The organism is Novosphingobium sp. BF6 (assembly GCF_058273105.1).
This window is the reverse complement of sequence record NZ_CM177775.1, coordinates 2,818,458-2,844,527: the sequence shown is the minus strand read 5'-3', so window position 1 is coordinate 2,844,527 and position 26,070 is coordinate 2,818,458. Positions and strand designations below refer to the sequence as shown.

At 66.2% G+C, this 26,070-nt stretch carries 27 protein-coding genes and 1 tRNA gene; 20 read left to right on the top strand and 8 right to left on the bottom strand.

What is annotated here, in order from left to right:
* The first annotated feature begins 104 nt into the window (after nucleotides 1-104).
* The 10 genes from AC4D6D_RS13875 to AC4D6D_RS13830 all read left to right on the top strand — a co-directional run bounded on the left by AC4D6D_RS13875 (nucleotide 105) and on the right by AC4D6D_RS13830 (nucleotide 8,880).
* Nucleotides 105-611 (top strand): type III secretion system chaperone family protein, encoded by a 507-nt coding sequence (locus AC4D6D_RS13875; RefSeq protein ID WP_491325747.1) that lies wholly within the window; start codon nucleotides 105-107, stop codon nucleotides 609-611.
* A gap of 96 nt (nucleotides 612-707) precedes the next feature.
* A complete protein-coding gene (locus tag AC4D6D_RS13870; RefSeq protein ID WP_491325746.1) occupies nucleotides 708-1,517 on the top strand; it encodes a pyrroline-5-carboxylate reductase family protein in 810 nt (269 codons plus the stop codon).
* Between the two features lie 142 nt (nucleotides 1,518-1,659).
* Nucleotides 1,660-2,400: a Bax inhibitor-1/YccA family protein gene (locus tag AC4D6D_RS13865; RefSeq protein ID WP_147218868.1), complete on the top strand. Its 741-nt coding sequence runs from the start codon at nucleotides 1,660-1,662 to the stop codon at nucleotides 2,398-2,400.
* A gap of 141 nt (nucleotides 2,401-2,541) precedes the next feature.
* A complete protein-coding gene (locus AC4D6D_RS13860; RefSeq protein ID WP_147218870.1) occupies nucleotides 2,542-3,282 on the top strand; it encodes a hypothetical protein in 741 nt (246 codons plus the stop codon).
* A gap of 147 nt (nucleotides 3,283-3,429) precedes the next feature.
* Nucleotides 3,430-3,505: transfer RNA gene (locus tag AC4D6D_RS13855), tRNA-Ala, on the top strand.
* A 212-nt stretch (nucleotides 3,506-3,717) separates the two neighbouring features.
* Nucleotides 3,718-4,773, top strand: a complete 1,056-nt coding sequence (gene obgE / locus AC4D6D_RS13850) for a GTPase ObgE (RefSeq protein ID WP_147218872.1) — start codon at nucleotides 3,718-3,720, stop codon at nucleotides 4,771-4,773.
* Between the two features lie 112 nt (nucleotides 4,774-4,885).
* Nucleotides 4,886-5,773: an alpha/beta hydrolase gene (locus AC4D6D_RS13845; protein ID WP_491325745.1), complete on the top strand. Its 888-nt coding sequence runs from the start codon at nucleotides 4,886-4,888 to the stop codon at nucleotides 5,771-5,773.
* A gap of 52 nt (nucleotides 5,774-5,825) precedes the next feature.
* Complete coding sequence (locus tag AC4D6D_RS13840; RefSeq protein ID WP_491325744.1) at nucleotides 5,826-6,767, top strand: DMT family transporter; 942 nt, start codon at nucleotides 5,826-5,828, stop codon at nucleotides 6,765-6,767.
* A gap of 62 nt (nucleotides 6,768-6,829) precedes the next feature.
* Complete coding sequence (proB, locus tag AC4D6D_RS13835) at nucleotides 6,830-7,960, top strand: glutamate 5-kinase (protein ID WP_491325743.1); 1,131 nt, start codon at nucleotides 6,830-6,832, stop codon at nucleotides 7,958-7,960.
* A complete protein-coding gene (locus AC4D6D_RS13830) occupies nucleotides 7,957-8,880 on the top strand; it encodes an NAD-dependent epimerase/dehydratase family protein (RefSeq protein WP_491325742.1) in 924 nt (307 codons plus the stop codon). Before proB ends, AC4D6D_RS13830 begins: the two co-directional genes overlap by 4 nt.
* A 340-nt stretch (nucleotides 8,881-9,220) precedes the next feature.
* On the opposite strand, the gene fahA is transcribed toward AC4D6D_RS13830, so the two are convergent.
* Both fahA and AC4D6D_RS13820 read right to left on the bottom strand, forming a co-directional pair.
* On the bottom strand, nucleotides 9,221-10,537 hold the full coding sequence (fahA, locus tag AC4D6D_RS13825) for a fumarylacetoacetase (RefSeq protein ID WP_491325741.1): 1,317 nt from the start codon (nucleotides 10,535-10,537) through the stop codon (nucleotides 9,221-9,223).
* 71 nt (nucleotides 10,538-10,608) lie between these two features.
* A complete protein-coding gene (locus AC4D6D_RS13820) occupies nucleotides 10,609-11,340 on the bottom strand; it encodes an energy transducer TonB (protein WP_491327254.1) in 732 nt (243 codons plus the stop codon).
* Nucleotides 11,341-11,530: 190 nt separating this feature from the next.
* On the opposite strand from AC4D6D_RS13820, the gene AC4D6D_RS13815 reads away from it, so the two are divergent.
* From AC4D6D_RS13815 to AC4D6D_RS13800, 4 genes are all read left to right on the top strand, one after another.
* Nucleotides 11,531-11,800, top strand: coding sequence for a GlsB/YeaQ/YmgE family stress response membrane protein (locus AC4D6D_RS13815; RefSeq protein WP_147218884.1), 270 nt, complete (start codon nucleotides 11,531-11,533; stop codon nucleotides 11,798-11,800).
* A 96-nt stretch (nucleotides 11,801-11,896) separates the two neighbouring features.
* Entirely contained in the window at nucleotides 11,897-12,184 is a 288-nt protein-coding gene (locus tag AC4D6D_RS13810; RefSeq protein WP_147218886.1) for a hypothetical protein, read from the top strand.
* Nucleotides 12,185-12,476: 292 nt separating this feature from the next.
* On the top strand, nucleotides 12,477-13,079 hold the full coding sequence (locus AC4D6D_RS13805; RefSeq protein ID WP_491325740.1) for a superoxide dismutase: 603 nt from the start codon (nucleotides 12,477-12,479) through the stop codon (nucleotides 13,077-13,079).
* 110 nt (nucleotides 13,080-13,189) lie between these two features.
* Nucleotides 13,190-14,056 carry an NAD(P)-dependent oxidoreductase gene (locus AC4D6D_RS13800; RefSeq protein ID WP_147218890.1) on the top strand — a complete coding sequence of 289 codons (867 nt, stop codon included), beginning with the start codon at nucleotides 13,190-13,192 and terminating at the stop codon, nucleotides 14,054-14,056.
* A 67-nt stretch (nucleotides 14,057-14,123) separates the two neighbouring features.
* Here the strand turns inward: AC4D6D_RS13800 and AC4D6D_RS13795 are convergent, their stop codons facing one another.
* The gene (locus tag AC4D6D_RS13795) at nucleotides 14,124-14,726 is read right to left on the bottom strand and encodes a sigma-70 family RNA polymerase sigma factor (RefSeq protein ID WP_491325739.1); all 603 of its coding nucleotides are present in this window, start codon (nucleotides 14,724-14,726) and stop codon (nucleotides 14,124-14,126) included.
* Nucleotides 14,719-14,931: a NepR family anti-sigma factor gene (locus AC4D6D_RS13790; protein ID WP_147218892.1), complete on the bottom strand. Its 213-nt coding sequence runs from the start codon at nucleotides 14,929-14,931 to the stop codon at nucleotides 14,719-14,721. Before AC4D6D_RS13790 ends, AC4D6D_RS13795 begins: the two co-directional genes overlap by 8 nt.
* Nucleotides 14,932-15,214: 283 nt before the next feature.
* On the opposite strand from AC4D6D_RS13790, the gene AC4D6D_RS13785 reads away from it, so the two are divergent.
* Both AC4D6D_RS13785 and AC4D6D_RS13780 read left to right on the top strand, forming a co-directional pair.
* A complete protein-coding gene (locus AC4D6D_RS13785) occupies nucleotides 15,215-16,876 on the top strand; it encodes a CHASE domain-containing protein (protein ID WP_147218894.1) in 1,662 nt (553 codons plus the stop codon).
* Between the two features lie 61 nt (nucleotides 16,877-16,937).
* On the top strand, nucleotides 16,938-17,306 hold the full coding sequence (locus AC4D6D_RS13780; protein ID WP_147218896.1) for a PilZ domain-containing protein: 369 nt from the start codon (nucleotides 16,938-16,940) through the stop codon (nucleotides 17,304-17,306).
* Nucleotides 17,307-17,506: 200 nt separating this feature from the next.
* Here the strand turns inward: AC4D6D_RS13780 and AC4D6D_RS13775 are convergent, their stop codons facing one another.
* Complete coding sequence (locus AC4D6D_RS13775; RefSeq protein WP_147218897.1) at nucleotides 17,507-18,301, bottom strand: response regulator; 795 nt, start codon at nucleotides 18,299-18,301, stop codon at nucleotides 17,507-17,509.
* 584 nt (nucleotides 18,302-18,885) lie between these two features.
* Here AC4D6D_RS13775 and AC4D6D_RS13770 point away from each other — a divergent pair.
* Nucleotides 18,886-19,533: a sigma-70 family RNA polymerase sigma factor gene (locus tag AC4D6D_RS13770; protein WP_147219038.1), complete on the top strand. Its 648-nt coding sequence runs from the start codon at nucleotides 18,886-18,888 to the stop codon at nucleotides 19,531-19,533.
* A gap of 61 nt (nucleotides 19,534-19,594) precedes the next feature.
* A complete protein-coding gene (locus AC4D6D_RS13765) occupies nucleotides 19,595-20,020 on the top strand; it encodes a response regulator (RefSeq protein WP_147218899.1) in 426 nt (141 codons plus the stop codon).
* Nucleotides 20,021-20,151: 131 nt separating this feature from the next.
* Here AC4D6D_RS13765 and AC4D6D_RS13760 read toward each other — a convergent pair whose 3' ends face one another.
* Together AC4D6D_RS13760 and AC4D6D_RS13755 are read right to left on the bottom strand one after the other, a co-directional pair.
* Entirely contained in the window at nucleotides 20,152-20,616 is a 465-nt protein-coding gene (locus AC4D6D_RS13760; RefSeq protein WP_147218901.1) for a pyridoxamine 5'-phosphate oxidase family protein, read from the bottom strand.
* 72 nt (nucleotides 20,617-20,688) lie between these two features.
* The gene (locus tag AC4D6D_RS13755; protein ID WP_491325738.1) at nucleotides 20,689-21,171 is read right to left on the bottom strand and encodes a hemerythrin domain-containing protein; all 483 of its coding nucleotides are present in this window, start codon (nucleotides 21,169-21,171) and stop codon (nucleotides 20,689-20,691) included.
* 135 nt (nucleotides 21,172-21,306) lie between these two features.
* Here AC4D6D_RS13755 and AC4D6D_RS13750 point away from each other — a divergent pair, with 135 nt between their 5' ends.
* On the top strand, nucleotides 21,307-22,335 hold the full coding sequence (locus AC4D6D_RS13750) for a DNA topoisomerase IB (protein WP_491327253.1): 1,029 nt from the start codon (nucleotides 21,307-21,309) through the stop codon (nucleotides 22,333-22,335).
* Between the two features lie 67 nt (nucleotides 22,336-22,402).
* Here AC4D6D_RS13750 and AC4D6D_RS13745 read toward each other — a convergent pair whose 3' ends face one another.
* Entirely contained in the window at nucleotides 22,403-24,964 is a 2,562-nt protein-coding gene (locus tag AC4D6D_RS13745) for an HWE histidine kinase domain-containing protein (RefSeq protein WP_491325737.1), read from the bottom strand.
* A gap of 324 nt (nucleotides 24,965-25,288) precedes the next feature.
* Between AC4D6D_RS13745 and AC4D6D_RS13740 the strand changes: the two genes are divergently transcribed.
* A complete protein-coding gene (locus AC4D6D_RS13740) occupies nucleotides 25,289-26,041 on the top strand; it encodes a Crp/Fnr family transcriptional regulator (protein WP_491325736.1) in 753 nt (250 codons plus the stop codon).
* Nucleotides 26,042-26,070: the final 29 nt, after the last annotated feature.

The window sequence follows — 26,070 nt, the reverse complement described above, 5'->3', positions numbered from 1 at the left end:
TAGTGGAGTTTTGCGCAGGCGATCGCGTGTCCCGGATTGTGCTTGCCCCCCTTGGCAAAGCATCCATGGCCCCGTCGCGTCGCGGAGGGCAAATGTCGGAAATCATGAGAACGGTACAGGACGACATTGGCCGAGAGGACGAATCCGCTCCGATCGAGATGCTGGCGTCGCTGTTCGAAGCGCGCGACTGGGCCTTCGAATATGCGGGCGAGGACGAAATCTCGGCCGAAGTGAAGGGCGCCTGGGCGACCTACCAGATCCAGGCGATCTGGCGGGTGGAGGACCGGGTCCTGCAACTGCTCTGCCTGCCCGACATTCGCATCGCCGACAGCAAGCGGCAGGCGATGTTCGAGGCGCTGGCGCTCATCAACGAGCAGATCTGGGTCGGTCATTTCGACACCTGGTCCAGCAGCGGCGTGGTGCTCTATCGCCATGGGCTGATGCTCGGCGAGGACGGCCTGCTCGGCCCCGGCCAGGCGCAGACCGTGGTCGAGGCCGCGATCGAGGAATGCGACCGCTTCTACCCGGTGTTCCAGTTCATCCTCTGGGGCGACAAGACCCCGACCGAAGCGCTGGCCGCCGCCATGATCGACGCTGCCGGAGAGGCCTGAACTGGTCCCCTCACGGCCGGTCCCATTGGGTCTTGGCAGCCTTCGGGCGCTCGCCTAAGCGCGTGATTGCATACGAATTCGCGCAAGGGGAATGACATGAACCGCTTTGGAAACATCCTTCTGGTCGGTTGCGGCAACATGGCCGGTGCCATGCTCGAAGGCTGGCTGAAGGGCGGCATGTCGCCTTCGGCATTCACCGTCGTCGATCCCCGCCGCGAAAGCGTGCCGGAAGGCGTCACCCTGCTGCGTGAACTGCCGCGGGAAGGGCGCTTCGATGCCGTCATGCTTGGCATCAAGCCGCAGGGTCTGGACGAGGCGGCGCCCGCCATCGCCCCGTTGGTCGGCCCGGGCACGGCGCTGTTCTCGATCCTTGCAGGCGTCGAGTTCGACAGCCTGGCCGCGCGCTTCCCCGAAGCTGGGGCCATCGTGCGGATCATGCCCAATCTCGCCGCTGCCATCGGCAAGTCGCCGATCGCGCTCGATGCGCGGGGGCTCGACGAGACCGGCCGCGCGGCGGTCACGGCGATGATGGCGCATCTCGGCACGCCCGAGTGGCTGGCGCGCGAGGACCTGTTCGATTCCGTGACTGCGCTTGCGGGCTGCGGCCCGGCGTTCGTCTACCGCTTCATCGATGCGCTGGCAGCGGGCGGGGTCGCGCTTGGTCTGGAAGAAGGGCAGTCGCAGCGCCTTGCCGTGGCGATGGTGGAAGGCGCGGCGCAGCTGGCCTCGGCCTCGCCGTTCTCGCCGGGCGAACTGGCCGACAAGGTCGCCAGCCCCGGCGGCTCGACCCGCGCGGGCATGAACGTACTCGATGCGGGCGAAGCGCTCGCCCGCCTGATCGCCGCGACGATGGCCGCCTCGCGTGATCGCAATGCCGAAATGGCGGCCGCAGCGCGCAAGGCCTGAAGCAGGTCGCTGCGTTTTTCGGCATTTTTACATTTTGACACAAAGCCGAACTTCCGGTTTTTCTTGAAATCGCGGGCTTGCGAGACGATATTCCTCCTGTCCGGGCACCGCATTTCGCTGGTGCCCGCCAAAGGAGTTTGAAATGGCGAATTGGAACGACCCCCAGCCCCGCACGGGCTTCGGTGCGTCTCCGAGCCTTGACGGACGCGAAGCCGGCCGGGCCACGTATGACGCGGGTCTGCGCAGCTACATGCTGTCCATCTACAACTACATGGCCTCGGGCGTGCTGCTGTCGGGCATCGTGGCGGTGCTCTTCGCGAATTCCGGCATGGCGGTGCAGGTGCTCAGCACCCCGCTGCGTTGGGTGATCATGCTGGCGCCGCTCGGCTTCGTGCTGGCGATGAACTTCGGCCTGAACCGGATGAAGACCTCGACCGTCCAGATGCTCTACTGGGGCTTCTGCGTGGTCATGGGCCTGTCGCTCTCGGCGATCTTCCTGGTCTTCACCGCGACGTCGATCGCGACGACGTTCTTCGCGACCGCTGCCGCCTTCGCGGGCCTCAGCCTCTACGGCTACACCACGAAGAAGGACCTGTCTGGCTTCGGCACGTTCCTCATCATGGGCCTGGTCGGCATCCTGGTGGCGATGGTCGTCAACATCTTCGTCGGTTCGACGGTGCTTCAGCTGGCGATCTCGGTGCTCGGCGTGCTGATCTTCGCGGGCCTTACCGCCTACGACACGCAGATGCTCAAGAACCAGTACTTCCAGCTTCGCGGCACCGAATTCCTCGGCAAGGCCGTGGTGATGGGTGCGCTCAGCCTCTACCTGGACTTCATCAACATGTTCCAGTTCCTGCTGAGCTTCCTGGGCGATCGCCGTTAATCCACGGTTTTTTGATCGGGAAACAGGATATGCCCGGTGCGATTCGTCGCACCGGGCATTTTCATTGGAGTCGAGTCGCGATAGAATCCCGGCCATTGTAAGAACTGGGCTGAAATCGGCCTGAGCACTGGAGTTTCCGGGGTGGTAAACCTGAAGAATAGAGGCCTGCTGCGCGGTCTCTCGCTGATGACGGGCTCGCTCGTCGCACTGCTCTCGGGCTGTGGTCCCAAGGAAGTCGCAGTGGCACCGCCGCCGCCGCCGCCCGTCGTGGTGATTCCGCCGCGGCCGATGCCGCCGCTCGGCGCCTCGCCCAACATGGTGGTTCCTGCGCTGGCGGTCGACGGTTCGCGCCGCACGGTCAACACCGGCGTTTCCAATGCCCAGATGGTCTGGAACCTGCGGTCGGCCTACAATGTGGCGGCGCTGAATTGCGTCGGCCCGCAGTACGAGCCGATCCTGGCCGGCTACAAGGACTTCCTGAAGAAGCACCTGAAGTCGCTCACGGCGGCGAACAAGGCTTTGGATAAGGAATTCAAGACCCGCTACGGCGCCAAGTCCGTGCGCGAGCGTGAATCCTACCAGACCCAGGTCTACAACTTCTTCGCGCTGCCGCCGGTGGTTCCGGCGCTCTGCAACGCGGCGATGGGCCTCTCGGTCGATCTCCAGGCCGTGCCTGCCGGCCAGCTCGACGGTTTCGCCGTGACCGGCCTTGCCAAGGCGGAGGCTCCGTTCAAGGAGTTCTTCAACAGCTACGACCAGTACCGCGCCGACCTCGCGGCCTGGGAATCCCGCTACGGCGCCGGTGCCACGGCTGGCGCTCCGGCGACGACGACTCCGGTGGCCGTTGCTCCGGGCCTCAGCCAGCAGGCCTCTTCGCGCTAAGCAGTCGCTCGCGGGAAGGCTCGGTTTGAGCGTTTCCGCGATGCCTGCGAATTTTCGGGCGCTTCATTTTTGCTCTTTCATGGGGAAGAGCACTTCGCTAAGGGAGCGCCTCGCAGAGCGCCTTGCGCCTTGCGAAAATACTGGAACGGGGCCGTAGCTCAGATGGGAGAGCGCGTCGTTCGCAATGACGAGGTCAGGGGTTCGATCCCCCTCGGCTCCACCAGTATTCAGGATTGATGCGTGTCCGGCCTCGCGCCGGGCATCACCCGGCCCGAGACATGGCCGGGTTTTTTGTTTATCTGCGATGCGGGCCTTGTCCATGCCGAGAGGCACCGGAGAGCGTTCGCAGCGCAAGGCACTGGAAGAGAGCCGGTGCCGCCCCGGCGATGCCATCGCCAGCCCATTTCAGCTCTCAGGATTGCCGGAACCAGACTCATGCATTTTCTCGACCAGGCCAAGATCTACATCCGTTCGGGCGGCGGCGGTCCGGGGGCGGTTTCCTTCCGGCGCGAGAAGTACGTCGAGTACGGCGGTCCCGACGGCGGAAACGGCGGCAAGGGCGGTGACGTGGTGTTCGAGGCCGTGGCCGGTCTCAACACCCTGATCGACTTCCGCTACACCCAGCACTTCAAGGCCCCGCGTGGCGGCCACGGCATGGGTAAGAACCGCAACGGCGCGGCGGGCAAGGATCTTGTCATCAAGGTTCCCGTCGGCACCCAGATCATCGACGACGAGGACCGCGAGACCGTCCTGGCCGACCTCACCGAGGCGGGCCAGCAGGTCGTACTGCTCGAAGGCGGCATGGGCGGACGCGGCAATGCCAGCTACAAGACCAGCACCAACCGCGCGCCGCGCCAGCACCAGCCGGGCATCTCGCCGCAGGAACTGTGGGTCTGGCTGCGCCTCAAGCTGCTGGCCGACGTCGGCCTCGTCGGCATGCCGAACGCGGGCAAGTCCACCTTCATCAACAAGCTGTCGAACACCAAGGCCAAAGTCGGCGACTACGCCTTCACCACGCTGCGCCCGCAGCTCGGCGTCGTCACCCACAAGAACCGCGAATTCGTGCTGGCCGACATTCCCGGCCTGATCGCGGGCGCCGCCGACGGCGCGGGCATCGGCGACCGCTTCCTCGGCCATATCGAGCGCTGCCGCGTGCTCGTCCATCTCATCGACATCTCCAGCACCGACCCGGTCGAGGCGATGCAGATCGTCGAGGAAGAGCTGGAGGCCTATGGCGAGGGGCTTGAGGACAAGCCGCGTCTCGTCGCGCTCAACAAGATCGACCTCGTGGACGATGCCCTGGCGGCGGACTACGCGAAGGAACTGCTCAAGGCCGGTGCCGACGAAGTGTTCCCGATCTCGGGCGCGACCGGCAAGGGCATGTCGAAACTGCTCGACGCGGTGATCGACTATCTCCCCGCCGCCACCGTGACCGAGCGTCCCGAAGGCGAGCGCGAGGAAGCCGACGACAAACCCTGGTCGCCGATCTGAGCTGATACGTAAGCGCGGGCGGCGCAAGCCGCCGCTCGCCTTTATTTCGGTTGCGTTTCAAAGCCATGTTGGCAGGCCCGGTGGTCCTCGCTAGACCATGGCGATGACGCTCATGAAGACGCTTCTTGCCGCCGCGCTGCTCCTGTCGCCAACCGCCGCTTTCGCGCAGGAGACGCCGCAGGAGGTTTCCAGCAAGCCCATCACGCTCGGCACCAGCTACCAGCTGCATTCCGCCGTTCTGGACGACACCCGCGAATTGAACGTCTGGCTGCCGACCGGCTACGAGAAATCGACTGATCGCTACCCGGTCGTCTACCTGCTGGACGGCGGGCTGCACCAGGACTTCGTTCATATTGCCGGTCTCGGCAATCTCGCCTCGCTCAGCTGGACTTACGGCCCGATGATCGTGGTCGGCGTGCAGACGAAGAACCGCCGCGCCGAACTGACCGCCCGGCCCAGCGATCCGCGCTATCTTTCCGCCTTCCCCGAGAGCGGCGGTGCCGACAAGTTCCGCCGTTTCCTGCGGCAGGAAGTCGTGCCTTTCGTCGAAGCGCGCTTCCGCACCGGAGATCGCCGCGCGATCATGGGCGAATCGCTGGCCGGGCTGTTCGTCGTCGATACCCTGCTCAAGGAGCCGACGCTGTTCGGCGACTATATCGCGATCAGTCCCAGCCTCTGGTGGGACGACCGCCGCCCGCTCGCCGATCTGGCCCGCACCGCCCACGTGAAGGACATGACCAAGGCGCGGCTCTACCTTGCCGTGGGCGACGAGGGCGGCACCATGCAGGACGGGATCGACCGTCTCCGGACCTTCCTCGCCGTCCAGCCGCCCGAGCGCGTCAGCTTGCGCTACGACGATTTCAGCAAGAGCGCCTCTCACGCCACCGTCTATCACCACGCGGCGGAAGACGCGCTGCGCTGGCTCTATCCGGCCCCGCCCTACGAAGGCGAGGGCACGCCGTGGTTCATGATCGAGGGCGCCGCGCCGCCACAGAAATAGGCGCGCAAAAAACTACTGCCGCGTCCACGCCGGCGAAGCTATGGGGCGGCGCATGAACACTATCGCTCCCCGCAAACCGGTCGACGGCAAGGCCGCTCTGCTCATGCTCGGGCTTTGCGCGATCTGGGGCATGCAGCAGACCGCGATCAAGGCCGTTGCCGCGGACATGGCGCCGGTCCTCCAGATATGCCTGCGTTCCGGAATCGCGGCGCTGTTCATCGCCGTACTGGTTTTCGCGCGGGGCGAGAGCCACGCGCTGCGCGGCGGCACCTGGAAACCGGGTGTGGTGATCGGCGCGCTCTTCGCGCTCGAAAACCTGTTCATCGGCGAGGGGCTGCGCTTCACCAATGCATCGCACATGGGGATATTCCTTTATACGGCGCCGATCTTCACCGCGCTGGGCCTCCATTTCGACCTCCCCGAAGAACGCCTGAGTCCGCTGCAATGGCTGGGCATCGTCACTGCGTTCGGCGGGGTGGCGGTTTCGTTCCTCGGCGGCGCGGGAACCGGACCCACGCGCAGCACGGCGTGGATCGGTGATCTCATGGGCGTCGGCGCGGGTGCGGCCTGGGGCGCGACGACGCTGACCTTGCGCTTTTCCCGCCTTTCGCAGGCGCCGAGCAGCGTAACGACGCTCTACCAGTTGCTCGGCGCCTTCGTGCTGCTGGGCCCGCTCGCACTCGCCACCGGGCAGACCTGGGTGACGGCAACGCCGCTGCTGGGGCTGAGCATGACGTTCCAGGTCGTCTTCGTCTCGTTGATCAGCCTGCTGATCTGGTTCGGCATGCTGCGGGCCTATCTTGCCTCTCGGCTCGGCGTACTCTCGTTCATGACGCCGCTGTTCGGCCTGGTCTTCGGCGTGGTGCTGCTGGGCGAGCGGCTCGAACCGGCCTTCATCGGCGGCGCGATCATGGTGATAGCGGGCATCCTGCTGGTCAGCGGCCACGAGATGTTTCGCGCCCGGCAGGCGCGGGGCATCGCTTCGGCCGACTAGGGTACGCTTTCGCAAGCGAATGCTTTCCCCGAATCGGCAACTGTCCTAGAGGCTCGGCTTCCATGCCTGTATCGCGCCTTTCCGATCTCTCCGACAGAGTCCTCGCACCCCGCCTCGTCATCAAGGTCGGCTCGGCGCTGCTCGTCGGCAAGGAAGGCGTGCGGCGCGCCTGGCTGACCGCGCTGGTCGCCGAGATCGCCGAAGCGCGCGCGCGCGGGCAGGACGTGATCGTCGTCTCCTCGGGCGCCATCGCGCTGGGCGCGGCGACGCTGGGACTGGAGAAGGGCGGGCGCGGCTCGCTGGCCGATGCGCAGGCCGCTGCTGCCGTCGGCCAGATCGCGCTGTCCGGGCTCTGGGCCGAACTGCTCGGCAGCCACGGGCTCACCGCCGCGCAGATGCTGCTGACGCTCGACGACCTCGAGGATCGCCGCCGCTACCTCAACGTCACCGCCACGTTGACCCGCCTGCTCGATGCGGGCGCGGTGCCGGTCATCAACGAGAACGATTCGGTCGCGACGCAGGAAATCCGCTTCGGCGACAACGACCGCCTCGCCGCCCGCGTCGCCCAGGCCGCGCAGGCGAGCGCCGTGCTGCTGCTTTCCGATATCGACGGCCTCTACGATCGCCACCCGAAGGAGCCGGGCGCCCGGATGATCCCGGTGGTCGAGGGCGTCACCCCGGAAGTCCACGCCATGGCCAGCACCGAATCGAACTCCGGCATGGGTTCGGGCGGCATGGTCTCGAAACTGCAGGCGGCCGAGATCGCCGAGCTGGCAGGCATCTGCCTCGTCATCGGCAACGGCCAGCACGAGCGCCCGGTGGCGCGAATCATCGGCGACGGCATCGGCACCCTGTTCCTGCCGCGCCGCCGCGCGGGTGCGCGCAAGGCCTGGCTCGGCGGACGGCTGCGGCTCAAGGGCAGCATCCATGTCGACGCCGGGGCCGCCGCTGCCCTGACGCGCGGATCGAGCCTGCTCGCCAAGGGCGTGACCGGGGTGGAAGGCCATTTCGAGCGCGGCGATCCCGTCGCCATCGTCGATGCCGAAGCGCGCGTCGTCGCCCACGGCCTTTCCGAATATCACGCGGGCGAGTGCGCCGCGATCCGGGGCCTGCACTCCAGCGAGCAGGCTGAAGTGCTCGGATATTCGCCCCGTTCATCCGTGGTGCATCGCGATCAGCTTGTTCTGAAATGATGGAATTCGATTACCCCACCATCGCGCTGACTGGAGCCACCGGCTTCGTCGGCCAGTCGCTGCTCGATGAAGCCGTCGCCGCCGGATACAACGTCCGCGCGCTCACCCGCCGCGAGCAGGAGCCGCGCGAGAACGTCACCTGGGTCCGCGGCGAACTGCGCGACACCGCCTCGCTTTCCGAACTGACGCGCGGGGCCGAGGCGATCCTGCACGTCGCGGGCGTCGTCAGCGCGCCCGACGCTGCCGGGTACGAGGCGGGCAATGTCGCCGGAACCCTCAACGTGATCGAAACGGCGGTGGCCAAGGGCATCCGCCGCCTCGTCTTCGTCTCCTCGCTTTCCGCGCGTGAGCCGGGGCTGTCGGCTTACGGCGCCTCCAAGGCCAAGGCCGAGAAACTCCTGCGCGCCAGCCCGCTCGACTGGACCATCGTGCGCCCGCCCGCGATCTACGGCCCGCGCGACCGGGAGATGTTCGAACTGTTCCGTGCCGCGCGCTGGGGCCTGGTGCCGGTGCCGAAGGGTGCGGCCTCGATGATCCACGTAGAGGACCTCGCGCGCCTGCTGGTGGCGCTGATTCCGGGCGGCGAGGATGTGACCGGCAAGCTCTTCGAACCCGACGACGGAAAGCCGCTCGGCTGGGACAATGCCGAGATGGCGCGCGCTATCGGCACCGCCGTCGGCCGCCGGGTGCGGGTGTTCACCCTCTCGCCGGGGGCGCTGGACAAGGCGGCGAAAGTGGACCGGTTCCTGCGCGGCGACGGTGCGAAGATGACCGCCGACCGCGCCGGGTATCTCAGCCATCCGGACTGGGTGGTCGGTGCGGAGGCGGCAGTGCCCGCCTCGATCTGGGAACCGCGCATCGATACGCGCGATGGGCTGCGGGCGACTGCAGAGTGGTATCGGGCCAGCGGGTGGCTTTGAAGAAGTAAGAGACCCGGGGGATGATCCCCCGGACCCTCGGAATGTCATCGTTGCGCGCGGCTATGCCTAGTGCGCTCCTTGCGAGGTGTTTCGATGTCTTCCGGCGCCAACCGAGCGCCATCGGCACGATCACACGCGATCTCAACGTCATCACCCGATCACGCTGCTAATGGCGAAACCACTTCTCTAGTGGCTAAACCACCTCGTCGCCCCCGCGAAGGCGGGGACCCCGCTTCTTTTTCCTTCCTCGCGCCCAGCCAGAACAAGCGGGACCCCCGCCTTCGCGGGGGCGACGAGGTGTTTGATGGAAAGGTGGTTTGCGGAGAAGGCTGACGGGGCTTTACTTCAGCGCAATCGCCTCCTGCACGATCCCCGCACAAGGCCCGAACCCGATCGAGACCGCGCCCTCCGCCACGAACCGGCCCGACAGCGTGAGTTCGTCGCCGTCCTCAAGGAACGTGCGCGTCTCGCCGGTCGGCAGCGTCACCTTTTCGCGGCCGGAACGGGTGATCTCCATCAGGCTGCCTTGCGAGCCGTCCTCGGGACCTGAGATCGTGCCGGTGCCGAGCAGGTCGCCGGGGTTCATCTCGCAGCCGTTGGAGGCGTGGTGCGTCACCATCTGGGCGATGGTCCAGTACATGTTGCCGGCCGGGCCATGGCTGAGGCGCTGGGCGGCCAGGCGTTCGCCGCGCATCTTCTCGGTGCTGAGGCTGACTTCAAGGTCGAGCGAAAGCGCGCCTTCGCACTGGTCGGTCTCGTCCCAGAGGTAGGGCAGGGGGCGGGGATCGCCTGCGGGGCGCGGCGCCTGCGCGATGCGGAACGGGGCGAGTGCTTCCATCGTCACGATCCAGGGCGAGACGGTGGTTAGGAAGTTCTTGGCGAGGAACGGCCCGAGCGGCTGATACTCCCAGGCCTGCACGTCTCGCGCCGACCAGTCATTGAGGAGGGTCACGCCCGCGACGTGATCGAGGGCCTTGTCGATGGGGATCGGCTGGCCGATTTCGTTGCCCTGCGCCATCCACACGCCGAGTTCGAGTTCGTAGTCGAGCCGTCGGATCGGGCCGAACGAGGGGTTTTCCGCATCGGGGGCCTTGGTCTGGCCGTTCGGGCGGATCACCGGGGCGCCGCTCGGGCGCACGGTGGAGGCGCGGCCGTGGTAGCCGATGGGGACGTGCTTGTAGTTGGGCAGCAGCGGATTGTCGGGGCGGAACAGCTTGCCGATATTGGTGGCGTGGTGGATGCCGACGTAGAAGTCGGTGTAATCCGCGATCCGCGCGGGCAGGTGGAGCGTCGCCTCGGCCATCGGCACGAGCAGCGTTTCGAATTGCGCGCGCTCGGCGGCGCCTTCGGCCAGCAGCGCGGAGAGGCGGCGGCGCAGGGCGCGGCGCGGACCGGAACCGAGGGCAAGCAGCGGGTTCAGGGTCTCACCCGAACCGGCGCGGGCGGCATCCAGCGCATCGCCTTCGAGCAGCCCGGATGCGGCAAGCGCGGCGAGGTCGAGGATATGGTCCCCGATGGCCACGCCGCCGCGCGCGGTTTCGCCGGGGCGGGAGAACACGCCGAGCGGCAGGTTCTGGATCGGGAAATCGCCGTGGCCATTCGCACTTTCCACCCAGGATCGCAGCGCGGCGTCATGGGTTTCGTCGATCAGGGCCATGGGGTTCTCCTCTTCCATTCGTGCTTGGCGTTATGTCTGGAGCGCATCTCTAGCCGCTTGAAATGGCGGCGTCACGGCTCCTCTTGCACATCGTCCCAGCCTTGCGTTTCGGTCATGAGGAAAGGCACGGGATCGCCGCGCGCATCGCGGGCGGGGCGGAAACGGAAGCGTTCGGTGATGGCCCGACAGGTCCCGCCGTCTACGTCCGGCCTGCCGCTGGAGGTGATGACGGTGCAGCCGCTGACCCGGCCGTCCACGCCGATGCGGTAGCGCACGGTGATCTGCGCGCCGCGGCGGGTCTTGCGCAAGTCTGCCGGAAGGTCGGAGAAGCGGATGCGTCCGGCGGTCTGGCGCGGGTAGGTGGCGACACCGGCGTTGCGACCGCCGTCGCCTCCCAAACCTCCGCCGCCGTTTCCCTCGCCGTCGCCGCCCGCGCCGCTGCCGGTCCCTGCCGCGCCTGCGCCTTGCGCCGATTGCGCGCCCTCGCCGGGGCGCGGCACGGCGAGGATCGGGGGCGCGACCGGAAGGACAATGCGCGGCAGCGGCGCGACGATGGGGGAGGCCTCGGCCTTGCGGCCTTCCGGCGCGGCACGGTCCTTGGGCGCAGATGCGGATTTTTCCGGAGGAGGCCGCTGGGGAGGAGTGGGCGGTGGCCGGTCCGGCGCTGCCGTGACGGCGGTCAGCACCGCGCGGGCGGGAAGGAACGGAAGGTTCACGCGCAGCCCCAATGCCAGCCCGACCAAGCCGCCGCCGACGATTAACGCCGAAGCGAGGGCGGACAGCAGACGGTCTCGTCGGGGCACTTGCAAGACTGTGTTCTCCTGTACCGTATCCGGCCCTCTTCGGAAAAAACAAGTGGAGACCACGAAGGCTCCCGGCCGGTTCGAAGGCGGGCGGCTACGGCAAACTGCGATAAATGGTTAGCCGCACGGCGGAACCTTGAGTTCGCAACGTCGTTACTCTGCCAACGACACATTTTGCGGAGAAACGGCAATGACTCTACTTCTCATTCTCCTCGTCGGCGGCGTCATCGGCTGGCTCGCTTCGATCGTGATGCGGACCGATGCGCAGCAGGGTATTTTCCTGAACGTGGTTGTCGGCGTGGTCGGTGCACTGATCGCGGGCCTGCTCATCACCCCGCTGATCGGCGGTGCACCCATCACCAGCGGCGCTTTCGACATCATGTCGCTGTTCGCCTCGTTCCTGGGCGCGGTGGTGCTGCTGGCGATCGTCAACCTGTTCCGTCGCGGTTCGATCCGGTAAAAGGACGGCTCGCGGCTCCGGTCGGGGTCGCCAAGGAGGCTGGCGCGTCCTCCACACCCGAACGCGCCCTTTTAAACAGGGATAAGGAAGCCTGACATGAAAGCCATGAACACTTCGCGTCTTGCCATGATCGCTGTCGTCGCCGCCGGTTCGCTGGGCCTTGCGGCCTGCAACAACAAGGCCGACGACGCCACCGAGAAGCAGGCGGACGCCGTCGAGCAATCGTCCGATGCCGCTGCCGATGCCATGCGCGACCAGGCGGACATGATGACCGGCGCGGCTTCCGAGGCCGTGGACGAGAAGGCCGATGCCGTCGAGGCGGCGGGCAAGGCCAAGTCGGACGCCCTGGAAAACAAGGCGGACGAGATCAAGAAGCAGAACTGATCGTTCGCCTGCAATCCCCTTGCAGCGAAACCCGGAAGGATGGCGGTCTCCGCCATCCTTCTTGCGTTGTGGACAGGCTTCGGGGCAACGAGGCCGCTCACCGCACCGGCCGATGGGACCGGCAAGCCGCGCTATCGCATTTACAATCAAAATCCCGCCAATAGATGCTTGAATTGTCGGGCAAGAGGGCAGACATAGCCCCGGAAACAAGATGCCCCAGTTCGATGCGCCCCCCGTCTTCCCGCGGGGTGCGTGGTCCAAACCTTCGATAACCTGAAACAGGAAGACAGCCATGACCATTTCGCTGATGCCGCTGCCCTACGCGCTGGACGCGCTCGAACCGCACATCTCGTCCAAGACCCTGGAAATCCACCACGGTGCCCACCACAAGACCTACGTCGACAAGCTGAACGCCGCCATCGAAGGCAGCGACAATGCCGACAAGTCGGTCGAGGAAATCACCAAGCTCGCTTCGGGTCCGCTGTTCAACAATGCCGCGCAGACCTGGAACCACGGTTTCTACTGGCACTCGCTGAACCCGGCCAAGACCGCGCCGAGCGCTGAGCTGCTGGCCGCGATCGAAGCCGACTTCGGTTCGCTCGACGCGCTGCTCGAAGCGCTCTCGGCCGAAGCCGTCAACCACTTCGCTTCGGGCTGGGCATGGCTCGTCGTCGACGGTGGCAAGCTCAAGGTCATCTCGACCCACGACGCGGGCACCCCGATCACCACCGACGTCAACCCGCTCATCACCATCGACGTCTGGGAGCACGCCTACTACATCGACCAGCAGAACAAGCGCCCGGTCTATGTGAAGACGGTTCTCGAAAACCTCATCAACTGGGACTTCGCCTCGGAGAACTTCGCGCGCGGCACGGCCTGGACCTACCCGGCCTGATCCTTCAGTCGCCGCAAGGCTGACATGACCCGCTGAACGGGCCGGGTCGCGCTGCAAGGCGCGATCCGGCCCTCGGCATTTCCGGCATCTTCTTTTTCAGGACATTCACTATGGATATCGGCTTCATCGGTCTCGGCGCGATGGGCAGCGCCATGGCGCGCAATCTCGCGGCGGCGGGGCATCGGGTACGGGCATGGAACCGCTCGGGCGGCGCGGTGGAAGGCGTCGAGATGGTCGCCACCCCCGCCGAGGCCTTCGCCGGCGACGCGGTGTTGACGATGCTTTCTGAAGACGGCGCGATCCGCGAAGTCCTGCTGGACAGCGGCGTGCTCGATGGGGCGCCGGAGGGCGTGGTTCATCTCGTCTGCTCGACGATCTCGGTCGCCTTCGCCCGCGAACTGGTGGAGCGCCACGAAGCCGCCGGCGTAGGCTATCTCTCGACCCCGGTGCTGGGTCGTCCGGACGTGGCGGCGGCGGGCCAGCTCAACGTGATTCTCGGCGGTCCGGCCGAACATGCGGCGCGGCTGGAGCCGGTCTTCGCCGCGATCGCCGGCAAGGTCTGGGACATGGGCGAGGACGCTACCGTCGCCAATGCCGCCAAGATCGCCTGCAACATGATGATCACCATGGCTATCGAGGGCATGGCCGAGGCGGTCGTGCTGACCGAGGGCAAGGGCCTCCCGCGCGAGAAGTTCTTCGAGCTGATGCTGGGCACCCTGTTCGGCAGCCGCGTCTATCAGAACTATTCGGGCATCATTGCCGAACGCACGTACGAGCCGGGCTTCAAGGCCGTGCTCGGTCTCAAGGACCTGCGCCTCGCGCGCGAACTGGCGGCGGAGACCGCGACGGGCACGCAAGGCAGCCTGCCGATGCTTGATGCAGTCCACGCCCGCATGGGCGAGGCGATCGCCGCAGGCCATGCCGACCGCGATTGGGGTGTGATGGCGGAATATACCATCGACACGGCGCGGGGCTGAGTGGGAAGCGGGGCCTCCGCCTTGGCGAAGCCCCGCTTGTTCTTGCGGCCAAACGAAACCCCGGCACTCAGCCCGGACGGTGTTCGCTCACTTCCAGCAATTCCGCCTCGCCGTTGAGCATGCGCGCCAGGTCGGCGCGGGCGCGGGCGACCCTGCTTTTCATCGTCCCGATCGGACAACCGGCGATATCCGCCGCTTCCTCGTAGCTGAAGCCCGAGGCGCCGACGAGCAGAACGGCCTCGCGCCGCTCGGGCGCCAGCTTCTGCAGGGCCGTTTCCATGTCGCCGAGGTGCAGGGGGCCTTCCTGATCCGCCTCCATCACCAGCATGCGTTCCACCGCCCCTTCGTCGAGGTCGGTCTGGCGCCTGCTCTTGCGCAGTTCGGACAAGTAATGATTGCGCAGAATCGCGAAAGTCCAGGCGCGCATGTTGGTGCCCGCCGTGTAGCGGTCCCGCGCGGTCCAGGCCTTGATCGCGGCTTCCTGCACGAGATCGTCGGCGAAATCCGGTCGGCCCGAAAGCCCGCGGGCGAAAGCTCGCAAATGGGGAAGCACCGTCAGCAATTCGCGGCGGAACGATTCGTCCTCGGGGCGCGGGATTCTGGGGTCGGGGCGCCGGTCGGCTGCGGAGGGCCGGTCCGTGCCGGGGGCGGAAGCCTTGGCGTCAGGCATCGTCCGCCCCGTCCAGCTTCTTGAGAAGATCCCTGAAGCTGTCCGGAAGCGGTTCGTCCACCACGGAGTTGTAGAGCTTCCTCAATCCCCCGGCCCAACCCGGTTCGCCGTCCCTGCGCACTTCGGGCGGCAGGCCTGGATTCGCCGAATCGCCCCCTCCCTGGGCGCTCAGGCGTTCCCCGCCATGTCCTTTGGATTGATTCAACTTAGACTCCATCGCAACCTGGACACTTGCTTGCTGGCCGGGAGCGGGTCAAGAGTCATGCTGCAACCGCGTTGCAGCGCCGTCGAAGGCAGACCGATCCACTGTCCTATCGCCGGCTAGGCAACCGAACGTCGTTTTCGTTGGAACAATTGAGGTCGGTCTTGGTTCCCTCAGCTACAAAGTCTTGTCCCGGCCTGCCTCGCAATCTGCCTCGCGAAGGGTTCGGAGCATGGCGATGCTCCTGAGAAAAGATGCGGTTCGGCTGAAATGGCGTGGATTTCCGGTGATTGACCAGGCTCTGCTCGACAGGGTGCAGAAGCAGGCGTGGTTCCACAAGTATCCGCGCGGCTGGCCATTCCTGCTGTTCATCATCGCGTCCATCACCACTGCCGTCTCGGTCATGGCGATCGAGCGGGCGGACCGGCAGACCCGTCAGGTCGAACTGGACCGCAATCTCACGGAAATCTCTTCGGCATTGCAGCGCCGCGCAACCGAGAACATCGCGTTGCTGCGCGCCGGCGCCGCGCTCTTCGCCACGCAGGAGCAGGTGAGCGCCGCACAGTTCCGCTCCTTTGCCGAGGATCTTCAGGGCAAGGGTGATCTCTACGGCTCGCTCGGCATGGGCTGGGCGCCGCTGGTGCAGGTCGACCGTGTGACCAGTCTGGAACTGTCGATCCAGGGCACCGAGCGCCCCGATTTCCTGATCTATCCGCGCCCCGACTATTCCCGGCGCTATCTGGCGCCGATCGTCTACCTCGAACCCGACGACGGCACCAACCGGGCGGCGATCGGCTACGACATGCTGTCGGAAGATGTCCGCCGTGCCGCGATGGAGCGGGCGATGAAGGTCGGCAAGCCGGTCGCCTCGGGCAAGGTCCATCTCGTGCAGGACGTGGGCAACAAGCAGCAGACGCCGGGCTTCCTGATCTACATGCCGGTGATCGCGCCGCGTTCGGGCGGGCAGGTGAAGGGCTTCGTGTTCAGCCCGTTCCGCGCAGAGACCTTCCTGGAATCGGCCAGCGAACTCTATCGCAACAACAATATCGACGTCGCGGTCTACGACGGTTCGGTGGAGCCGGACCGGCTTCTGGCCGAGCGCCGCGCCGAAGGCTCCGCCGGGCCGCAGATGGAGCGGCGAATCGACCTCGGCAGCCATACCTGGGTCGTCGTCATCAGCGACCGCAAGAGCGGGGTGCTCTCTACCGCCTCGCGCATCACCCTGTTCTTCGGCGCGCTCGCCTCGCTGATGGTCATGGCGATCGGACGGCTCATCACCCGCCGCGCCGCCGAGGACCGCATGGTGCTGGAATGGCTCCAGAGCCAGTCGGCGATCCGCAACTCGCTCACTCGCGAGCTGAACCACCGCGTCAAGAACACCCTGGCCAACGTGCTGTCGATCGCCGCGCTCACCCGCCGCCGCGCCACCGATATCGACGATTTCACCGAGAGCCTCACCGCCCGCATCCGCGCGCTTTCCGCCACCCACGACCTGTTGTCCCAGTCGGACTGGACCCACGCGATTCTCGGCGATGTCGTGCGCTCGGAACTGGCGCCCTACATGGAGGGCAACGAGAGCCACGTGGAACTCTCCGGTCCGGAGATCCGGCTGGCGCCCAACGATGCCATGTCACTGGGCCTCGCGATCCACGAACTGGCCACCAATGCCGCGAAATACGGCGCGCTGAGCGCCAGCGGCGGATGCATCCACGTCAACTGGACGCTGGTCCGTCCCGACCTTGCCGAGCTCGACTGGCGCGAGGAAGGCGGCCCGCCGGTGCGCGAACCCACCAAGCGGGGCTTCGGCCGCGACCTGATCGAGAAGATCGTGGCGCACGAGCTGAAGTCCGAAGTCGATCTCCGGTTCAAGCCGGAAGGCGTCGAATGCCGCCTCAAGGTTCCGGTACGCGCCAGTCGCGAATTCGCGCTGCGAACCGAACGCCGATAACGAAAACTTAGGTGATTCGCCTTTAAGGATGAACAATTGTTCATCCGGGAGGGGTGGGTAAGTGGAAACACGAGGCTGGGATCGGCGCATCGTCGACAAGAAGATCGAATGCCGGGAGGCGGGACTTAACGGCCCGGTCTTCCTCTACGACCTGTCGGCCGGAGGCTGCATGGTCGAATTCGCCGGGGATGCCCCGGCCATCGGCGCACAGATCGAACTGGAACTCTGCCGCGAACAGCGGGCGAGGGGGGAAGTGGTCTGGCAGGCCGCGGGCTGCGCGGGTGTGCGCTTCCTCGCCCCGGTCCACGATGCCGTGGTGCGCTATCTGGGCTTCCAACCGCCGCCGTCAGAGGAAATGCCGCGCGACCACTTCGGTCGTCTGCTGCCGCCTATCGATGCCGGGGAGCGGCGGTTTGGGCGTCGGCATTGAAGGGTAGAAGAAGGTGAAGCAGGGGGTCAACACCCCCTGCACCTCAATACCGTCTAGGTCACACCTCGCCTATCCGTTGCGCACCCATGGCTGCGTCGGGAGACTTAATGGCTGCAAGGAGCGCGCGCCGGATAGGTCGTGCGCGAGGTAGACATTCTGAGGGTCCGGGGGATCATCCCCCGGAATCTACTTCTTCCTCTTCACCCGAGCGGCTTGCTTGACCCGAAGAACAACGCCTGACTGATCGCCGCCCGCACGGTGGCTTCCTGGAACGGCTTGGTGACGAGATAGGTCGGCTCGGGCCGTTCGCCGGTGAGCAGGCGTTCGGGGTAGGCGGTGATGAAGATCACGGGCACGTCGCCGAACTTGAGCAGGTCTTCCACTGCTTCGATGCCCGAGCTGCCGTCGGCCAGCTGGATGTCGGCGAGGACAAGCCCCGCGGGGGAGCGTTCGAAGATGTCGAGCGCCTGGGCGTGGGTGGCGGCCGTGCCGACGACGCGGTGGCCGAGGTCGCTGACGAGCCCTTCGAGCTGCATCGAGATCAGCGGTTCGTCCTCGATGATGAGCACGTCGGTCGTGCTCTCGCCTTCGATTTCGAGCACGGCCTGCGTCACCAGGGCATCGACGTCCTCGGGCGAGACGGCGAGAATGCGGGCGGTATCCTCGCGCGAGAATTCCTCCACGGTGGTCAGCAGCAGTGCCTGGCGGTGCGTCGGGGCGATCGTGGCGAGCCGGGTCTGCGCCGCCTGTTCGTGGCGGCCACCTTCGTTGTTCAGGCCCGGTTCCTCGATATGGCCGGTCGCCCAGATGCGGGTGAAGGCGGCATAGAGGGCGGCGCGGCTGCGGGCGATATCGTCGCGCAGCACCTTGTCGGCCAAGGCGGCTTCCAGCGTGGCGCGCACGTACGTGTCGCCGGACTGCTGGGAGCCGGTGAGCGCGCGCGCGTACCGGCGAAGGTAGGGCAGTTGGATGGCGATCTGGTCGGAGACGGACATCGAAATTCCTTGGATCGTGGGAAGTCTGGCTTCCCGTGTTTTCATCGCATCGGTGGCCCGCGCCCCCATCCGACCGGTCATCGATTTCTGACGCCGCAGGAAGGGCAGGGCAACCTCAAAATTTTTCGCCAGCCGCCGGTTGTTCCGGGAACCAACGCGGGAGGCCCACGTTTGCTCCATGTCACCACTGGCTCCCCCACCCCCCGCAAACCGGTGGTGACCCGATCCCGGAGGCCTCCGTTCACCGCAGAGTGGACGGAGGCCTCAAAGTTTACGGACGGGGGTTGTTCCCGCGATGAACGGAAAAAAGTTTCTCCGCTTTTTTGACCCGCACAGTGCTCATGCGCCGGATGATCGCGCGCAGGCCTCGTTCTGTCTTGTATTGAACGCACGGAATCGCTGAAAACTGCGGTAAACCGTTTGGAACATTTTCAGGTAAGGCACTGCGCCGGAGCGGTTTGGGGAACTTTGTGTGCATTAGTCGCGTTTGCCAATTCGACGGGTCCTGGAACGGGATCAGCCAAGGAGGGAACGCAATGACCGCAGCAACCGAAACCAGCGCCGGTGCCATCGCAGCAACCGGAATGCAGCAGGGTGCGGCCCAGGCAGCAGGCGGGGAAATGGCAACTCTCAGCGACCGGGATTTCAAGCGCGCGCTCGCCGATGTGGCGCCGCACCTTCGCGCCTTCGCGCGCGGACTTTGCGGCTGCCGCGACCGTGCCGATGACCTTGCGCAGGAAGCGATGCTCCGCGCCTGGGCCGCGCGCGGCCGCTATGCCGCCGGGACCAACTTCAAGGCCTGGACTTTCACGATCCTGCGCAACCACTTCTACAGCGAGGCCCGTCGCGCCCGCTTCCACGGCGAGTACGACGAACTGGCCGCCGAGCGCATCCTGCGCGCCGAAGCGAGCCAGGAGAGCGCCATCGAGCTGGCCGACGTGCTCCGCGCGCTGACCGCCATTCCCGAAACCTACCGCGAGGCGCTGATCCTGGTGGCGGCGGGGAACCTGTCCTACGAGGAGATCGCCCGGATCTGCGGCATTGCCCTGGGCACGGTAAAGAGCCGCATCTGCCGCGCCCGCGCGATGCTGTCCAAGGTCATCGAATCCGGCCAGCTTCCCGATTTCCGCCACAACTTCGTGCTGACCGGCGACGCCATCGATGCCTTCTTCGCGGAACTGGTCAAGATCGCCAATGTCACCGACGAGCAGGACGATGCCGTCGCGGCGTGATGTAACGGCGCGCCCCTGCCTGAGGCGTGGCGCATGACAGGAACGGGTGTGTCTGGGTGCGATGACGGCAAATTCCTCTCGTGGTGCGGCCAAGGTCCTCATCGTCGAGGACGAATTCCTGGTGGCGCTGCAACTCGAAGACATTCTTTCCGACGGCGGACACGCCGTACTCGGCACTTTCCCCGATGCGGCTTCCGTTGCCGCCTTGGGGGAAGCGCCGGATGTCGCGCTCGTCGATCTCAACTTGCGGGACGGATTGACCGGCCCTGCCGTTGCCCGCGATCTAGCGGGGCGGTTCGGGGCGAGGGTCATCTACGTCACCGCCAATCCCGGACAGATCGACAGCCCCGCGGCGACGGCCGTGGGGATCGTCCAGAAGCCGTTCTCACGCCAGGCGATTCTCTCGGCCATCGCCTATGTGCTGGCGGGTTGCCCGGACAGCGCGCGCCCGGCTGAGCTGGAACCGGTAGCAGTCTCCCGCGCCTGACCTTTTTCTCTCAAAGCTATTATCGGGGTTGCCTCTGCTTTTCCGGCTTTCGTTCGCGACTCAAAAGGGGCGCGAAGGGGCTGGCCTTCGCGCCCCTCCCGGGAGCACGGTTCGCGCGGTCGACGAGGGATTCAGACCGCGCCCAGTTCGTGCTCGCCAGCTTTTGACGGATCGATCGTGCCACCGGTCGCCAGCTTGAACAGGCCGGTGATGCCGACGTCCGAAGTCCAGACTTCGGCATCGTCGATCTCGAAGCGCAGCATGACGATGGCGGGATCGGCCTTGCCCTTGGGGAACCACGCCTCGACGGCGTTGCTCCAGTGCTTCTCGCGCAGGGCGAGGTCGGTTTCCTCCACCAGCGTTCCGGCGATGCAGGCGAAAACGTCGTGACCCTTGGTCATGACCTGGCCCATCGCCCGGCCGCCGCCGCCGATACGGTTGTCCCGCTTGCAGAAGAACCACACGGCATGGTGCGCGTCGCGGTCGAGCAGGGCCGTCATCGGCTCTGCATGGCCATGAGCGGCATCGAGCTTGATCATCATGAACGGGCTGGCGGCGAAAGCCTTCCAGAACCTATCGCGTACGTGGCTTTCCATGGCAGGTCTCCTCCTGATCGTTAACCAAGCAACGCCGCCGGACATGCGGATGTTCCCGGATGCGATCAGCGGTTAGTCCCGTTCGTCGCCGGGCTTCTGCTCGGCCGCCAATGCCAGTTCCTTCGGCTTGCGCTTCTCGAAAATCCTGGCGATCTCGCGCTCGGCCTCGGCCGAAAGCGACTTCGCGGCGGTAGGGAACATTTCCTCTTCCTCCTCGTCGATGTGGTGGAGGTAGCGGTGGCGCATGTCCTTGAATTTCATCAGCCAGGCGCCCGAACCCATGTCGATGTCGAGCAGTTCGCCGAGGAAGTCGTCGATCTCCTTGTGTTCGGAGACCGAATGACGCGCCTCGTCGCGCAGGTCCGGATCGGCAAGCATCGTCGCATAGAGCGCCTCTTCCTCCGCCGCCGCATGGGCCTGGAGTTCGCGGCGCAGCGCCTCGAACAGTTCGCGGCGTTCGGGACTGTCGCCCTGCGTCTCGCCCAACCGGGCAAGCATGTCGCGGTGGCGGTCGTGGTCGGCCTTGAGGTCCTTGAAGATACGGGCATCTGCCATGGTGTCGCTCCTGTCTGGGGCTGTTCTATGCAGAAGCAACGGCTGCTGCGGCGTGCCGGTTCCATTCGATCGCCCGCCCGCCACAACTTCGCGCCGGATCGTGCGTTTCCATCGGACAGATGTTTTGGAGCCATGATGCCGCGCCTCACCTTCACCGAAGCAAACGAACCGGGGATCACCCGCAAGGCGATCCGGCGCGGCGAGGCACGCCCAGGCAAAGTGACGCCCGTGAAATGGGCCTACTTCGATCCGGACGGCGACCGCATCAAGGACCGCGAGGAGATCGACCGGCTAAATCGCATCGCCCTGCCGCCTGCCTATGTCGACTGCTGGTTCTCGCCCGATCCCGAGGCGCACCTGCTCGCCACCGGCTTCGATGCGCGCGGGCGCAAGCAGTACCGCTATCACCCCGACTGGCGTGCCGACCGCGATGCCCGCAAGTTCGACCGCTGCGCCGCCTTCGGCCATGCCCTGCCGGGCCTGCGACAGCGCGTGGCCGAGGATCTCGCGCTGTCGCGCCTGTGCCGCGAGCGGGCGGTGGCCTCGGTCGTCGCCCTGCTGGACAGCGCGGCGATGCGCATCGGCAACGAGCGTTATGCCCAGCAGAACCGCAGCTTCGGCGCCACCACCCTGCGCGGACGTCATGCGACGCTCAGGGGCCGCACCCTGAAGCTGCGTTTCCGCGCCAAGCACGGCAAGCTGCGCGAGGTCCTGTCGAGCGACCGCGCGCTCGTCGCCTGCGTGCGCAAGATGCAGGACCTGCCGGGCCAGCACCTGTTCCAGTATCTCGATGAGGAAGGCTGCGCCTGCCCGGTCGGCTCGCAGGAGGTGAACGATTACCTGCACGAAACGATGGGCGAGGATTTCTCGGCCAAGGATTTCCGTACTTTTGCCGCGAGCGCCCTGGCTTTTGCGCGGATATGGCGGGAGCCGGAGGTGACGCTGAAGGCGATGCTGGAGGATGTCGCCGAGCATCTCGGCAATACGCCGGCGATCGCGCGCAAGTCTTACGTTCACCCGGCGCTGATCGCCTTCGTGCGAGGGACCGAGCCGGTGCCCGATCTGCCGGAAAGCCTGCCGCGCCGCACCCGTTGGCTGGCGGGTGAGGAGCGGGGACTGATCGCCTTTCTGGAAGCCGCGCCGCCTGCGGCGAGTTGGGGGTGAAAGGGCGGGGGCGACGGGCTATTGGTTGGCGCGCAAGGAGCCGTTTCCATTTGTCATCGTGCTTCGCTCAACCCCGCTTGAGCCGCCCGATCGCCGCGCGCACCTCGCGTTCGCCGTAAGGCTTGGTCACGACCGGTACGCCCTTGAACGCGCCGGACATCAGCGAGCGTTCGCCATAGCCGCTGGCGAAGATGAACGGCACGCCGCGCGCCAGCAGGGCCTGTGCCACCGGTTCGCTGGTATCCTTGCCGAGATTGACGTCGAGCATCGCGAAGGACACCCCGCCGCTGTCGACGAGGGTCATGGCGGAAGCGACCGCGCCTTCGATCCGGCAGTCGTTGAAGCCGAGGCCGCGCAGCACGTCTTCGGCCTCCATGGCGATGATGACGTTGTCCTCGACGATCAGCGCGATCCCGTCCTGGAGCGTTCCGGCCAGATCCGCCGCTTCCGGCACCGGGGGCGCGGGGCGGTCTTCGGAGGGGCTGGGCGTCTCGAAACTGGCGATATGGTCGGCCGGGATCAGGAACAGCGCCTTCATGCCTTCCGCGGGATAGATCACCGAGGCCGAGCCGCCGAGTTCGTGGGGGATCGTGCGCTCGATGATGGTCGAGCCGAAGCCGCGCCGGGTCGGGGTCGTCACCGGAGGACCGTCCGACTCGCGCCAGTCGATCTCCAGCGAGCCGTCATCCCCGCGATTGAGCGTGATCGTCACCGTTCCGCGCGCATCCGAGAGCGCGCCGTACTTGCAGGAATTGGTCATCAGCTCGTGGAACACCAGCGCCAGCGTGGTGAAGGCGCTGGGGGCGACGAGCGCGTCGGGGCCGTCGATCACCACCCGCTCGGCACTGTCGCTGACATAGGCGGCGGTCTCGGTGCGGATCAGATCGTAGAGCGAGGACGGCGTCCAGTCCTTCTGCGTCACCTGGTCGTGAGCGCGGGCGAGGGCATGGATGCGGCTGCCGACGATCTCGGCGAATTCGTCGATCGTGCTGGCGCCTTCCTTGCTCTGGGTGACGAGGCCGCGGATCAGGTTGAGGATATTGCGCACGCGGTGGTTGAGTTCCGCGATCAGCATGTCCTGCTGGCGCGTCGCCTGCTCGCGCTCGACATGGGCGGCATCGGCCAGGCGCAGGACGACTTCGAGCAGGGTGACGCGCAAGGCATCGGCGGCGAGCGTCTCTTCCTCGGTCCAGGGGCGGGACTGGCCGCGCCGCTCTTCCTTCCAGATCTCGAAGCTCTTGCGCGGGGTCAGGCGCGGGCCGTTGGGGCCGAGTTCGATGGCCTTTTCCGGATTGCCCGCCCAGTTCACCTCGCGCAGCTGTTCGCGGCGGAACAGCACGATATAGTCGCGCGGGCTGCGGCTGACCGGCAGGGCCAGCAGGCCCGCGGCGCGATCCGCCCATTCGGCGGCCGGGGCGTAGACCGCATTGATCGTGTCGGTGGACCAGACGGTGCTGGCGCCCGCAGTGTTGAGGAAACGGGCCAGCTCGGAGAACTGTGCCTCGCTGGGCGTCGATCCGTGGCTGACGAAGCGCCCGTCGACCCAGCCGATGATCCCGTCGAAGGGAATGACGCGCCCGATCGATTCCGAGAAGTCCTCGAAGGCCTCCAGCAGCGAACCTCCGGCGGCAACGCGCGACATCATCTCGTCGTGAAGACGCATCGAGGCCGAGCGCTGCTCCAGCGCGAAGTCGGTTTCCTTCTGCTCCAGCAGATAGGCGAAGAACTCGCCGAACAGCTCGCTGGCGGTGCGCACGGAATAGGAGAGCGTCAGCGGCGAATAGTGGTGGCAGGCCATCAGCCCCCAGAGCTTGCCGCGCCGCATGATCGAGACCGACATCGACGCCTTCACGCCCATGTTGCGCAAGTATTCGACGTGGATCGGCGAAACCGCGCGCAGGCCCGACATAGACAGGTCCAGCGGATCGCCGTTGGGATCGGTGACCGGATGGATCGGCACCGTCGGGTCGTTCACGTCGCTGATGATGCGCAGCATGTTGCGGGTGTAGAGCCGCCGCGCCTGGGCGGGAATGTCGGAGGCGGGGAAGTGCAGCCCCTTGAAGCTGTCCACCATGCCGTTGAGGCTCTCGGCCACGACTTCCCCGGCGCCGTCGCCTTCGAAGCGGTAGACCATGACCCGGTCGAACCCGGTCAGCCCGCGCAAGTGGCGGGCGGCGCTGGCGCAGAGCTGCTCGATCGAGGTGGACTGGCGCAGCCGGTCGATCATCGGACGCACGTAGCTGACGAAATCGCGGCGACGCCCGCCTTCGTGCGGTTCGATCTCCAGCACGTAGGAGCGGCCGGAGACGTGGATCGCCATGTCGAACAGGCGCCCGTCGCCGCGCAGGTCCACTTCGAACACGCGCTCCACCGTGCTGGCGCCGCCCAGCACCTGCAGGCGGGTGCGCACGTCGTGCATGGCGTCGGGCGAGAGGAACTGCATGGCAGGCAGGCCCACCATGTCGCGTGCGGGGGCGCCGAACAGTTCCTCGCAATTGAGCGAGACGTGGTTGATGATCCAGTCGCTGGAAAACGAGAGCAGCCAGCCGAAGCTCTGGATGCGGCCGATGATGTGGATCGGCTCGAGATCGCAGGTGCTGAGGTCTACCTGGTGCACGCCGTCAGCCACGCAGGGCGCTTTCCGTCCGAAGCATGGCCGGGTTGGCTTTCAGGGCAGTCAGGTCCTCGGTCCGCATCGCTCGTTTCGCCTAGAATTGGGAATAACTACAGGCGGTTGGACGCGCTCGCCGTAACGCGCAAGCCCCCCGCTCAAGGGACCACAACTCCGGCGCCAGAGAAATGTTCCTGAGGAACGCTTTAGCAACCTCGCGCCCTTGCGTCTGTTCACTTCTGTACGCTGACGACGGGAACCGCAAGCGGTCTGCCGCATTGTTGGCGTTGCGGCGCCGTTTCGGCGTGGGAGAATGGCGCCGGTCCGGCGCGGGAGAATTCGGTGCGGAATTTCAGGGAGCCGGTGAAGATGGCGTCACAGACCAGCCAGGAGCAAAGCGATCTGCTCGCGGTGTTGCGTCCGGGCGACTTCGCCCTGCTCGAACCCCATCTGAGCGAAGTGCAATTGCGTTCCGGCGAGGTGATCTATCATCCGGGCGACCAGGTGGACTACTGCTACCTGCCGCGCGGTGCGTCGATCTGCTCGTTCTTCGTCGAGCTCGACAGCGGCATTTCGGTGGAGACGATCCTGGTCGGGCGCGAGGGCGCGTTGGGCGGCGTGGTCAGCCAGGGCAGCCTGCCCGCCTATGCCCGCGCCAATGTGCTGCACGGCGGCCTGTTCTGGCGCATTCCCACCCGCCAGCTGGATGAGGTGAAGGAGGGGGTGCCGACGATCGCCGGGCTGTTTTCGCGCTATGCCGACTGCATGATGGCCCAGGTGTTCCAGTCGATCGCCTGCAACGCCGTCCACACGATCGAAGAGCGCGCGGCCAAGTGGCTGATCGCGGCGGTCGACCGGATCGGGCGCAATGACGTGACGATGACGCAGGAGCAACTGGCCTCGATGATGGGCATCGGCCGCAGCTATGCCAGCCGCGTGCTCCAGCGCTTCAAGCGCGACGGACTGGTGCGCACCCGGCGCGGCGGCATCGCCGTGGTGGATCGCGAGAGCCTCAAGGCCAGGGCCTGTTCATGCAACGATCATGTCGCCGCGCATTTCGAAAAGGTGCTGGCCGGGGTCTATCCCGAGGCGTGATCCGCGAGTGTCCGCCGCTTCCTGAATCT